Origin of the sequence: Flaviflexus ciconiae, assembly GCF_003971195.1 — a bacterium.
Classification (GTDB): Bacteria; Actinomycetota; Actinomycetes; order Actinomycetales; family Actinomycetaceae; genus Flaviflexus; species Flaviflexus ciconiae.
Genome location: NZ_CP034593.1, coordinates 1,365,134 through 1,377,534 on the forward strand (window position 1 = coordinate 1,365,134; position 12,401 = coordinate 1,377,534).

Sequence of the window (12,401 nt, forward strand, 5' to 3'; positions counted from 1 at the left end):
TGCTTACGAGAGGAGCGCCTCGACGAAGCCTTCGGGATCGAACGGTGCAAGGTCGTCTGCTCCCTCGCCGAGTCCCACGAACTTCACGGGGACACCGAGGGTGCGCTGCACGTTGATGACGATTCCGCCCTTGGCGGTGCCGTCCAGCTTGGTGAGGACGATACCGGTGATGCCAACGACTTCGGAGAACACCTTGGCCTGGGACATGGCGTTCTGACCGGTCGTGGCGTCGATAACGAGGAGGACCTCGCGGACCGGCGCCTGCTTCTCCATGACGCGCTTGATCTTGCCAAGCTCGTCCATGAGGCCGGCCTTGTTTTGGAGGCGGCCCGCCGTGTCAACAACAACCACGTCAACTTCTTGGCGGCGGCCCTCGGCAACAGCTTCAAAAGCGACGGAAGCCGGATCGGCTCCCTCCACGTCGGAGCGAACAACGTCGACACCAACGCGCTCGCCCCAGGTGGCTAGCTGATCGGCCGCGGCGGCGCGGAACGTGTCTGCCGCACCGAGGACAACTGTCTTGTCTTCTGCAACGAGAACGCGGGCAAGCTTGCCAATAGTGGTGGTCTTACCGGTGCCGTTAACTCCGACAACGAGAACGGTGGCGGGGTGGTGCGCACCGTCGTCACCCACACCGGGGACGGTGTCGAGTGTGCGGTCCATATCCGGATTCACGAGGGCGAGGAGCTGTTCACGGAGGATCTCGCGGACAACCTCGGGATCGGTGGTGCCGCGCACCTTGGTCTCGGTCCGGAGGTTCTCCATGAGCTCGTCGCTGGCCTCGAGGCCAACGTCGGCAGCCAGGAGGGTTTCCTCGATCTCGTCCCAGTCGTCCTCGGAAAGGTCACCACGGGAAAGAATGGAAAGAAGGGCCTTGCCCATGCTGCCCGAGCGAGCAAGACGGGCACGGAGCCGCTGGAGGCGGGAAGGAACGGATTCGGGGCGTTCGAGTGTGGGAACGGACGGAGCCTCATCAACCGATACGTCATCCTCGATGACATCGGGATCGAGCGTTCCGACCGCGGCGTCGGCCTCGTCCTGGGCCCTCGCCTCCTCATCGGTAATAACGGGGGTGGTGGATTCGTCCAGACGGAACCGGTCAGACTTGCGCTTCTTCGACCCAGCATAGAGGCCGATGATCGCGGCAAGGACGACCACAACAGCGATAACAATATAGAGCGTTTCTGGCATGCTCCCAGTTTCCCCTATCTTCTAGCGCGAGTACACCTTGCAAGGGCAATCTTCACAGTCCAGCCCTGCTCTTTTCCCTCGTCAACGGCATAAAAAGGACATCGCGGAGGCACGAATCCGTCCTGCTGACATACCGTCTGAGCCATCCGCATGGGCTCTCATTGAACGCTGGAGAAGCTCCAGCCGAGGTAGTTCTGCGATTCGTTCCGTCGACGTTCGGCCGGTCCCCGGCGCCATATCACGCTAGTGTATTGCTACCGCAATAGAAGGAGGACGGTGTGAAAGCACTGGTGAAACCACACCGGGGACCAGGGTTGGAACTCCACGATGTCGCAGAGCCATACGCAGGCCCGGGCGAGGTCAAAATCAAGGTCATGTACGCAGGGCTCTGCGGAACAGATCTGCACATTCTTTCGTGGGATGACTTTGCGCAGAAGCATGTCTCCCCCGGACAAACCATCGGCCACGAGTTCTTTGGAGAGATCGTTGAGATTGGCGACGGCGTGGCGCAGGGCGACCGCAAGGACGAACTGCAGGTCGGCAACCGCGTCTCCGTTGAGGGACACGTCGTGTGCGGCAGGTGCCGCAACTGCCGGGCAGGCCGCCACCACATGTGCATCCGCACCTCCTCAATCGGGGTGGATCGCAACGGTGCCTTTGCCACGTACGTGACGGTCCCTGCCGACAACGTGTGGGTCCAGCCCGCCGAGATCGATCCGGAGCTCGGAGCGATCTTCGATCCCTTCGGCAATGCCGTACACACGGCATTCCAGTATCCGCTCACCGGCGAGGACGTTGTCATCACCGGCGCCGGCCCTATCGGGATCATGTCGGCCCTGATCGCGCGGCACTCCGGTGCCCGCCACGTTGTTCTGACGGATATTTCCGACGAACGCCTCGATCTTGCCAAGAAGGCCTTCGATGGTTACGGCGAGGTTTGCCTCGTCAACACAGCGAGGCAGTCCCTCGAAGTGGTCCAGGAGCGACTTGGCATGAAGGAGGGCTTCGACGTCGCGTTCGAGATGTCGGGGAATCCGCGTGCCATGGCTTCGATCATCGACAACGTGACGCACGGCGGTCAGATCGCCATGCTCGGCCTACCTTCCGCTCCCTATGCGATCGATTGGAATCGCGTCATTTCCCGCATGATCACGATCAAGGGCGTATACGGCCGGGAAATGTATGACACCTGGTACACGGCCACCACCATCCTCCTGTCCTCGAAGCCGCTACGGGAGGCCCTCCGCACTCTTATTACCCACCGCTTCCATGCCGATGACTGGGAGAAGGCCTTCGAGGCTGCTTCTTCCGGTACCGCCGGCAAGGTCCTCATCGATTGGAGAAACTCATGATGACGTTCACCGACCAGCTCGCCACCGAGCTGGCAGACATCGAATCCGCAGGCCTCACCAAACGGGAGCGGCTCCTCACCTCCGCGCAGGGCCCCCACATCACAACCTCTCAGGGACCTGCCCTGAACTTCTGCGCAAACAACTACCTGGGACTTGCCAACCACCCAGAGATCATTCAGGCCGCTCACGATGGCCTTGATCATGCTGGCTTCGGTGCAGCCTCTGTGCGCTTTATCTGCGGCACCCACGAAGAGCACCGCAACCTCGAGAAGGAAATTGCGGAATATGTGGGAACCGAGGACGCAATTCTCTTCCCCTCCTGCTTCGACGCCAATGGGGCCCTCTTCGAGGTCCTCCTGACCGCCGATGACGCAGTCATCTCCGACTCTCTCAATCATGCCTCGATCATCGATGGTGTTCGACTCTCCAAGGCGAAGCGGTTCCGTTACGCCAACCGGGACATGGCTCAGCTCGAAGAGGCACTCAAGGATGCTCAGGGTTCCCGGCGCATCCTCATCATCACCGATGGCGTGTTCTCCATGGACGGCTACTTCGCTCCGCTCGAAGAGATCTGCGATCTCGCCGAAAAGTACGGAGCAGCCGTGGCGGTCGACGACTCGCATGCCACCGGCTTTATCGGACCAAAGGGCGCAGGAACTCACGCGCGAGCCGGTGTTGCGGACCGTGTCGATATCCTCACCGGTACCCTCGGCAAGGCCCTGGGTGGTGCTTCCGGCGGTTACGTCGCGGGCCCTCAGGAAGTCATCGACCTGCTCAAGCAACGCGGCCGCCCCTACCTGTTCTCCAACGCCGTTGCTCCGTCCCTCGTGGCCGGAGCCCGCGTCGCTCTACGCCTCGCGAAGGAAGGTGATGATCTGCGGGAGCAGCTCACAAAGAACGCGGATCATTTCCGATCTCGCATGGCCCACGACGGCTTCGACCTCCTGCCTGGCTCGCACCCGATCATTGCCGTCATGTTCCCCGGAGAAGACGGGGCGCTGCTTGCCTCGAAGATCGCCGACGACATGCTGAAGCTCGGGGTCTACGTCACCGCCTTCTCATTCCCGGTCGTTCCCCGAGGGGAAGCAAGGATCCGCGTTCAGCTATCCGCGGCCCACACCGAGGCAGACATCGATGCGTGCGTCGACGCCTTCGTCGCATCCCGGGACCGAATCCAGGCAGAAGACAGCAAGTAACCCATCAACGACAACCACCTAACCGAGGCAACAATTCACCGTTCCTGCAAAATGTCCACAACGCGGTTTCCCAGGACTTAGGGTTCGAGCAGGGTCGGTCATGTCTGCGGGGCATGGCAAGATTCTTCTTGCGGTGCCCCGCTCGCTCTTGATCGGAAAGTCGATCGTGCCCTGGCATAGCCCGTTGCCTTCCGCTTGCGGTTATTGAGGGGTTCGACTCTTGAGAAGTTGAGGAGGTGCTCCGCCATGGAGGCGGTTATTGTGCGCGGGCTCGGTGGGTGCGTTCTGCGTCAGCTCGAAGTCCAGGCAAGGAAGCACGGGTACTCCGTGGAAGCGGAGGTTCGCGACATTCTCACGACAGCCGTGCACCGAAACTTCGGGATGGCACTACTTCTGGCTACCGCAGGAGCCGGTGGAATTGATGGCCTGCCGATTCCGGTGCGCGATAGTCTTGCATGCTGTGCCCACTTTGACCAGCCAGCCCCCGCACAACCAACGTCGTAGAGAGCTATCGATCGGGTTGCTCAGGTCAGCGTAATGATTTTGTCCGCATGTGCTTGTGATGAAGCGATAAGTTCGGCGTTGGCCTGGTCGGGGCCGAGGGTCCACGCTTCAGCTTTCTCTCGTGTCTTCCCGGATTCCACGTGCCGTTCGATTAGGCGCGCGATGCGGGTCGGGCCATCGAGGTCCACGTACCAGGACTCGTCGAGAAGGTTTTTGACTCCGGACCAGGGCTCCTCATCAAGGAGCAGATAGTTGCCTTCGGTGATGACGAGGTTAACGGAGGCTGGTATCCGAACTGCTCCGGATATCGAGTAACCAATGCCTCTCTGATAGGCGGGCGCGTAGATATCCCGTTGCTCGGTGCGGAGTCGGTTAAGAAGTGCAATGTAGCCGTATGCATCGAACGTGTCGGGGGCACCTTTACGGTCGCGCCGCCCGAGTCGCTCCAGCTCTTCGTTCGTGTAGTGGAAACCATCCATGCCGACAACTGCGCACCTGTCACCGAGCGCTTCTTTCACCGCTGCTGCAAGAGTTGATTTCCCGGCACCGGGTGCTCCCGCAATGCCAAGAATTGTTCGGGTTCGGAACCCACGGGCGCGATCAAGTAGCTCCGGTGGAAGCCGGAAGCGCGTCATGAGCGGCCGGGGTTCTTTTCAGTGCCGGAAGAGAAGAACTCTCCGAGGGAAACATCATCAATATCATCCGCGTAATTCCCAAGCTCGCGGTTTCTGAGCGCACTGTAGGAACCCTGCACGAGGCCGCGGGTCTCGTCCCACGTCTGAGCAGCATCGGGATCTCGTCGCACGAGCATGGCGACAGCGACGAGTACAGCAACAAGGCCAAGGATGGCAAGAATCATTCCGAACGACACGCCTCTATTATGTCCTCGCTGGTCATGGCTTTGCACGTTGAGACACGGCCACGTGATCAAACTGTAACGTCCTAACTCACTGGACAACGCCGTGCTATGTCAACACTATCGATACCCGTTCCAAATAGGACAGGAACGGGCTACGTTACTTGGCCTGGCATACCGGCGCGGTTGCGGATGCGGTTGCAACTCTTCGGTTCGGTCCCACTCGCCCGGCCAACCCGCACAGTCTTTCGTTGGCTATGAATCGTTGCCTCCCGCTAGTCAATCAGCCCATGCACTCCCGCTATTCGGTCGGCCGGATGTCCTTGAGGCGCTGGGAGATGACGGTGGAGACGCCCTGATCTCGCATGGCGACGCCGTAGATCGTATCCGCGATCTCCATCGTCCTCTTCTGGTGGGTGATGACGATGAGCTGGGAGGAGTTCTGTAGTTCCTTGAACATCGTCAGCATTCGTCCGAGGTTCACGTCATCCAGTGCGGCCTCGACTTCGTCGAGGACGTAGAAGGGCGAGGGACGCGCCTTGAAGATCGCGACAAGGAACGCGAGCGCCGTCAGGGACCGTTCACCACCGGACAGCAACGAGAGCCGCTTGACTCGCTTGCCGGGTGGCCGGGCCTCAATCTCGATACCTGCCGTTAGCGGATCATCTCCCGTGAGAACGAGCTTGCCGTCGCCACCCGGAAAGAGTGTCGAGAAGACGTGAACGAACGCGTCTTGCACATCCCGGTACGCGTCGCTCAGAACGGCCTGGACCTTCTCGTCGATGTCATTGACGATCTGAACGAGATCGGCCTTTGATTTGCGCAGATCATCGAGCTGATTCGACAGGTAGGTGTGGCGCTCCTCGAGGGCTGCGTGCTCTTCGAGGGCAAGCGGGTTAATTTTGCCAAGGCGGGCCAGCTTCCGCTGGGCCTGCTCGTAACGTTTCTGCTGTTCCTCGCGAACGTAAGGCGTGGGACCGTCTTCACCGGGAACATCGACGAGAGGACCGAATTCGCCCACGAGGTCTCCCCCGTCCATGGCCAGTTCGGCGCGTGCCTTCTCCTCGAGCTGTTCCAGAATGATGCGTTGCTCGGCGCGGGCAATATCCCGCCGGTTGGCAGCATCGTCAACCTCGGTCAGGCTCTCCTGGACTTCATCGAGTCGTTTACGGGCCTGAGCCAGAGCAATGTCTCGATCGGCGCGACCGGACTCAGCTTCCCTGCGTAGCCGTGCCGCAGTATCCCGCGCAATTTCAACCTTCTCAAGGGTTGATCCGGCGAGTTCCGCAACCTGCTGGGCAATCTTCGCATGGTGCGCTCGGCGGGCAAGCCTGCGCTGCTCCTCGATAAGCCGTGCTTCTTCCGCACGAGCGTGACGCTCTAAAGCATCGGCCTTGCCAGCAATAACCGTGGCGCGCTCCTGCGCTACTCGCAGGGCAAGCCTCGCCTCCGTCTCTTCGGAACGAGTAGCCACGGTCTTCTCATGCAGAGATTCTTTGCTGGCCTGCGCCGCAGAAAGCCTGCCCTCGAGATCTTCGGGCGCCACGTCGCGGGCCTCCCGGTCCGATTCGAGGCGTGCCAGTTCATCCTTGCGCTCGGCCAGCTCAGTGGCGATCTTCTCCAGTCGCGCCGTGTTTCTTTCAACCTCGCCGCGTGCGGCAGTCAGAGACTGTCGGAGCACACCAAGCTCTGCCGTGGCGGCGGCAAGCTGAGCGTCACGAGTGTGGAGTTCGGAGGCCGCTTCCGCGTATCTACCTTCGATCTCATCGAGGTGTTCCTGAGCTTTCTCAACGTCCTCGCCAGCCGCAACAAGGTCCGTTGCTGCCCGATCGGACTCGGATTGAGCGGCACGTGCGGCGGCCTGTCTCGCAAGGATCGAGGCTTCCGAAACGGAGCCGCCGCGGGCGGAGTGCGGTCCTATCGAATCACCATCGCGGGTGACAACGCGCGGGGCGCCTGCTTCCACGAGCCTGCGTGCCAACGTCAGATCGGCGGCAAGAATCGTTCCTGCCAAAGCGGCTTCGAGGCCGTCCCACCCGCGCATGGCATCGGTTGCCAAAATCGCATCCTCCGCCGACTCACCAACGCTCTTCAGTGCAACGCGCGCACGCTCCTGCTTGGCAACGTCAGCCTCCGGCTGTTCGCCTTCAACAACGAGAACAACGCGGCCGCCGTCGCCTTCGCGAACGTAGCGGATCGCGGCAACGGCAGAGTCAACGCTTTCGGCAGTGAGTGCACCAGCAACACCCCCGAGAGCGGTTTCCGATGCGGCTTCCCAGCCGTCCTCAACTTCTAGCAGAACGCGCAACCAGCCGGTTACACCGACAACGTTCTCCAGGACATCGGCAGAGCCGTCCTCCGGTTCGAGGGACAGGGCAAGGGTTTCCGCGCGGGTCTGGGAAACGTCCCTGCGTCCCCGAGCATCCGACTGCCTGTTGCGCGCTTCGTTGAGAGCGGCCTTTGCTTCAGCGAGTTTCTCCGCGAGCGCTTCGTGTTGCTTCGACAGCTCGTCGCCGCCACCGTCGTGTGCAACGATCGATTCTTCTGCCGTGGCGACCTTTGCCCGAGCATCCTCGTGGCGATCCTGGGCGGAGGTGCGGGACGCTTCGACGCGTTCCCGTTCTTCCTCTAGCGACTGGACCCGGCTCGTCGCCGTAACAATGCGCCCCGATAGTCGTGCCGCATCTTCTCTTCGGTCGGCAATAGCGCTCGTTAGGGATGAGATTTCGCGGTCGAGTTCCTTCTCGCTGGCTTCCGCCTTCTCACGTGCCTCGATCGAGCTATTGAGCAAGCGCTCTGCTTCGTCGCGACGGTGTTGGAGTTCGGTTTCTTCGGCGCGCACGGTCGCCGCCCGGGAACGGAGCTCTTCGGGTGATTCCCTGCGCTGGGTTTCCTGGTGGGTGGACAGTGAGCGTGCGCGCTCACCGGCGAGGGTCACCAGCGAGCTGAAGCGCTCTGCCTGGGTTGAGAGACGCTGCCAGGATTCCGTGAGATCGGCGATCACGGGGTTGGCGCGGGATCGCTCCTCTTCGAGGAGTCCCACTTCTTCACGGACCGCATTGCGCTTGCCAACGAGCTCATCCCGACGCGCTTTGAGCCGTGTCTCGTCTTCCTCGGCGGCGCTGAGGCGCGCCTGCACCTGAGCAATATCGTCGGCGAGGAGGCGTGCCTGAGCGTCGCGCAGATCGGCTTGGATCACCTGTGCGCTACGCGCGGCTTTCGCCTGCCTGGCGAGGGGGCCGAGTTGCCTGCGGAGCTCGGCAGTGAGGTCGGAGAGTCGGTGGAGGTTTGCCTCCATTGACTCCATCTTCCTAATGGCTTTCTCTTTGCGCCTGCGGTGTTTGAGAACACCGGCAGCCTCTTCGACAAAGGAGCGCCGTTCCTCGGGTGTTGCTTGCAGGACCGAGTCAAGCCTGCCCTGGCCCACAATGACGTGCATCTCCCGTCCCATGCCGGTGTCGGAGAGCAGTTCCTGGATATCGAGAAGACGAACCGGGGATCCGTTGATCGCATACTCGGAGCCACCCGAACGGAACAGGGTGCGGGAGATTGTGACTTCCGTATAGGAGATCGGCAACGCACCATCCGAGTTGTCGATCGTGAGCGACACTTCGGCACGACCAAGCGCCGGTCGGTCAGCGGTTCCCGCAAAGATCACGTCGGCCATGGAGCCACCGCGCAAGGTTTTCGCTCCCTGCTCTCCCATAACCCACGACAGAGCATCAACAACGTTTGACTTACCTGAGCCGTTAGGGCCAACCACGCAGTTGATTCCCGGTTCGAAGGTCAGCGTTGTCGCGGTCGCAAAGGACTTGAAACCGCGGAGCGTCAGCTGTTTGAGATGCACTGAATCAGTTTAGGACACGAAACAGCGATGATTGTGCAGGTAGAGCAGTGTCATCGGACAGGAAGAGGCCCAACGAGGGAGTCAGGCTGGAACAGTCTGGACCAAGCCGGACCAGATCGGCCTTGAGGATCCTTCCTGACCATGCGGAAATAACGCACTAAAGAGGTAGAGGGCCGAGCTTCCTCGACCCTCCACCTCTTCGTGTCTCTTGGTTATGGCTATGGTTATTAGCCCGCCGGTTTCGTGAAGTTCTCGATTACTTGTCGAGTCCTTCGGCGATTGCTTCAGCAATCCGGTCAACGCCGGCCCAGCACTTGGGGTCCTGGGTGGAAACGGTGACGGTCTCGCCCTTCTTAATCCCGAGAGCCATGATCGACATGATCGAATCTGCTTCCGCATCGTTGATCAGGATCTCACCGTCGTACTCGCCGGCAAGAGCCGCGATCTGTGCGGCGGGCCGAGCATGAAGCCCTGCCTCGTCAGCAACAACGGCGTCCCGCTTGAAGACGCCTTCGGCGTCCTCGCTACCGGAGTCCGACATCGGGGTCGTGTCGAGCTTTTCCGCGTAGAGGATAGCTGCGGAGGTTGCGGCTCCCGCAACATCCCACAGCTCGGAGCCCTGCTGGGCTGCCACCGCTGCGGCGATCGTTCCTTCAACGAACGGTGCGTCCTCGAAGACGATTTCGCGGTCCTCGAGGGCCTCAAGGACGGCTTCCACCGTCATCGTCGCCGATCCCAGGTCGGTCAGGGCAAGGACCGCGAGGCCCTTCTTCCTCAGACCGGTGATCGCGGCCTCGATCTTCTCGTACGACGTTCCGATGCTTCCATCATCCAGGCCTCCGGCCGGGACAATTTCCACATCCTCTGCCATTTGGCTCGCTAATTCAGCAAGCCCCTTGGCGAGGGAGTCGGAATGAGAGACGAGGACGAGACCGACGCCGATGCTCACTTCTCTGCCGCCTTAGCAGCCTCTTCCAGCAGGTAGGCGCTCGAGGTGGCTCCCGGGTCGCGGTGACCGATGGAACGCTCACCCAGGTAGGAGGCACGTCCCTTCGTGGCCTTCAGGGGTCCCGTTGCGACGGCACCGGCCTGAGCAGCATCCGCTGCGGCACGGAGAACAGCCTCGGGGGCGAGTCCGTCCTTGGCGGCCTTCTCGGCTGCGCGTACGGCGGGGGCCCAAGCGTCAACCATGGTCTTCTCCCCCTCGTCCGCCTTTCCGCGAGCCTGGATGCCGGCGAGGCCAGCTTCCAGCATCGCAACAACGTCGCGGGGTCCAAGGTTATCGGCGGTTACTTCCTTCGATGCTCGAAGGAAGGCCGTTCCCAAAAGCGGACCGGAGGCGCCGCCCACGGTCGACATGAGTGTCGTGGCAACTAGCTTGAGAACGTCTCCGGAGTTCGACACATCGGCACTGGACAGCTTCGACTTAACGGCCGTGAAGCCGCGGTCGAGGTTTTCACCGTGGTCGCCGTCTCCGATGGCACGGTCAAGCTCGATCAGCTCTTCTCTGTGCTCGGACACGGTCTTGACGCATCCCTCGATCCAGGCGATTGCCCAATCCTTACCAAGTGTCATGCTTACATTCCCTTTCGGTAGGCCACCGTGTTAACGGGGGCTTCAAACAGTTCGATCATCTCATCGTCTGCCTTGAGCAGCGTGACCGATGCTCCCTGCATCTCCAAGCTGGTGATGTAGGAGCCAACGAGGCTACCAGCCACCTCAACGTTCAGTTCACCCAGGCGCTTCGCAACGCGGGCATACATGATGTAGAGCTCGGACAGTGGGGTTCCGCCCATGCCGTTGACGAGGACGATAACCTTCTCGCCACCGGCCAAGGACAGATCCTTGACGACCGGGTCGAGAAGCTGGTCGGTGATCTCATCGGCGGTTGCCATGGGGATCCGGTGCCGTCCCGGCTCACCGTGGATGCCGATGCCGATCTCTACTTCGTCGTCATCCAGGTCAAAGGAAGGCTTGCCCGCGTGCGGAACCGTGCAGGCCGTGAGTGCCACGCCCATGGAACGCACGTTGTCGATGACGCGCTGAGCAACGGCCGTGACGCCCTCGAGGTCGTCACCGCGCTCGGCGGCAGCGCCTGCGATCTTCTCAACAAGCATGGTGCCAGCAACGCCACGGCGTCCGGCGGTGTACAGGGAGTCCTCGACAGCTACGTCGTCGTTGACGACAACGGAAGCCACCTTGATGTCTTCAGCCTCTGCAAGCTCTGCCGCGGTCTCGAAGTTGAGAACGTCGCCCGTGTAGTTCTTGACGATGTGGAGGACGCCAGCCCCGCGGTCAACGGCCTGTGTTGCAGCCAGGATCGGATCCGGGGTGGGCGAGGTAAAGACGGCGCCGGGAACGGCAGCGTCAAGCATGCCGTGACCGACAAAGCCAGCGTGGAGCGGCTCGTGGCCCGAGCCGCCACCGGAGACAAGAGCGACCTTGCCGGACTCCTTCTCCTGTGCGCGGGCAACAAACATGGGGTCCTCTTGGACCGTGACGTGCTCGGCGTGTGCAAGGGCAAAGCCGCGGACTGATTCGATGACGACATTATGTGGATCATTGATGAGCTTTTTCACTGGGACTCCTTTGGCCAGATCATGGTGTTCCACCCCACACTATACGCCCCGGAGGCGGTCAGAGCGACTGAACCAGAGACGGCCTTCACCGAGCGCGAACCAGCGTGTGACAACTTCTTGAGAGTTTTGGGTGAATCCGCATGTCCGGGCCCTCAACCGGCACAAGTCACCTCTCGCTCCCCGACACGTCAAGGCGAGCGGCCCGGGTAACTAGTCCAGGCACGTTGCATGCAGCCCATAGGGCGGTGCGAGAAAGAGGAGGCGAAATAGAGAGAGTGAGAGAGGGACTGAAGTAGTGGGGGAGCGCGAGGGAGAGGATTGGCCGTAGGAACGGGGGCTTCCGAATATTCGGAAGCCCCCACAGCAGGGACGGAGGAATGGAGGATGCGGGTTCACACGGGGAGGTCAGGTCCGTACTTAGCTGAACCGGCCCGTTCTCCTTAGTTGAACCAGAGACCGATCTCGCGTGCGGCCGACTCGGGCGAGTCTGAGGAGTGGACGATGTTTTCGATCTGACCGGTGCCCCAGTCGCGGCCCAGGTCGCCACGGATGGTGCCCGGTGCGGCGAGCGTCGGTTCGGTAGAGCCGGACAGGGAGCGAATACCTTCGATGACGCGGGCGCCTTCGACGATAACGGCGACGATCGGGCCGGACGTCATGTAGGTCACGAGGTCGGGGAAGAAGGGCTTCTCCCGATGCTCGGCGTAGTGCTCGCTGAGGAGCTCCTCGGTGGCCATGACCATTTTCAGATCGGTCATGACGTAGCCCTTACGCTCAACGCGGGCCAGCACCTCGCCGGTGAGCTGACGTTTGACACCGTCTGGCTTGATAAGAAGAAGAGTCTGTTCCATGCGTGAATTCTATCTCTCGACTGAA

General features: G+C 61.3%; 11 protein-coding genes. 3 read left to right on the forward strand and 8 right to left on the reverse strand.

What is annotated here, in order from left to right; translation table 11 throughout:
• Positions 1-3 precede the first annotated feature (3 nt).
• Positions 4-1,191: a signal recognition particle-docking protein FtsY gene (gene ftsY, locus EJ997_RS06060; RefSeq protein WP_126703770.1), complete on the reverse strand. Its 1,188-nt coding sequence runs from the start codon at positions 1,189-1,191 to the stop codon at positions 4-6.
• 290 nt (positions 1,192-1,481) lie between these two features.
• Between ftsY and tdh the strand changes: the two genes are divergently transcribed.
• The 3 genes from tdh (at position 1,482) to EJ997_RS06075 (ending at position 4,243) form a co-directional block, all read left to right on the forward strand.
• Entirely contained in the window at positions 1,482-2,543 is a 1,062-nt protein-coding gene (gene tdh, locus EJ997_RS06065) for an L-threonine 3-dehydrogenase (RefSeq protein WP_228201619.1), read from the forward strand.
• On the forward strand, positions 2,540-3,739 hold the full coding sequence (locus EJ997_RS06070) for a glycine C-acetyltransferase (RefSeq protein ID WP_126703772.1): 1,200 nt from the start codon (positions 2,540-2,542) through the stop codon (positions 3,737-3,739). Before tdh ends, EJ997_RS06070 begins: the two co-directional genes overlap by 4 nt.
• 246 nt (positions 3,740-3,985) lie before the next feature.
• Positions 3,986-4,243 carry a FitA-like ribbon-helix-helix domain-containing protein gene (locus tag EJ997_RS06075; RefSeq protein WP_126703773.1) on the forward strand — a complete coding sequence of 86 codons (258 nt, stop codon included), beginning with the start codon at positions 3,986-3,988 and terminating at the stop codon, positions 4,241-4,243.
• Between the two features lie 20 nt (positions 4,244-4,263).
• Here the strand turns inward: EJ997_RS06075 and EJ997_RS06080 are convergent, their stop codons facing one another.
• The 7 genes from EJ997_RS06080 to ndk form a co-directional block, all read right to left on the reverse strand.
• On the reverse strand, positions 4,264-4,878 hold the full coding sequence (locus EJ997_RS06080; RefSeq protein ID WP_126703774.1) for a nucleoside/nucleotide kinase family protein: 615 nt from the start codon (positions 4,876-4,878) through the stop codon (positions 4,264-4,266).
• Positions 4,875-5,114: a hypothetical protein gene (locus tag EJ997_RS06085; protein WP_126703775.1), complete on the reverse strand. Its 240-nt coding sequence runs from the start codon at positions 5,112-5,114 to the stop codon at positions 4,875-4,877. The genes EJ997_RS06080 and EJ997_RS06085 overlap by 4 nt, the downstream gene beginning before the upstream one ends.
• Positions 5,115-5,400: 286 nt before the next feature.
• Positions 5,401-8,946: a chromosome segregation protein SMC gene (gene smc, locus EJ997_RS06090; RefSeq protein WP_126703776.1), complete on the reverse strand. Its 3,546-nt coding sequence runs from the start codon at positions 8,944-8,946 to the stop codon at positions 5,401-5,403.
• 256 nt (positions 8,947-9,202) lie between these two features.
• Positions 9,203-9,895, reverse strand: coding sequence for a dihydroxyacetone kinase phosphoryl donor subunit DhaM (gene dhaM / locus EJ997_RS06095; protein ID WP_228201604.1), 693 nt, complete (start codon positions 9,893-9,895; stop codon positions 9,203-9,205).
• Positions 9,892-10,521 carry a dihydroxyacetone kinase subunit DhaL gene (gene dhaL, locus EJ997_RS06100; protein WP_126703777.1) on the reverse strand — a complete coding sequence of 210 codons (630 nt, stop codon included), beginning with the start codon at positions 10,519-10,521 and terminating at the stop codon, positions 9,892-9,894. The genes dhaM and dhaL overlap by 4 nt, the downstream gene beginning before the upstream one ends.
• 2 nt (positions 10,522-10,523) lie before the next feature.
• Positions 10,524-11,525 (reverse strand): dihydroxyacetone kinase subunit DhaK, encoded by a 1,002-nt coding sequence (dhaK, locus tag EJ997_RS06105; RefSeq protein ID WP_126703778.1) that lies wholly within the window; start codon positions 11,523-11,525, stop codon positions 10,524-10,526.
• A gap of 440 nt (positions 11,526-11,965) precedes the next feature.
• Positions 11,966-12,376, reverse strand: a complete 411-nt coding sequence (ndk, locus tag EJ997_RS06110) for a nucleoside-diphosphate kinase (protein WP_126703779.1) — start codon at positions 12,374-12,376, stop codon at positions 11,966-11,968.
• Positions 12,377-12,401 lie beyond the last annotated feature (25 nt).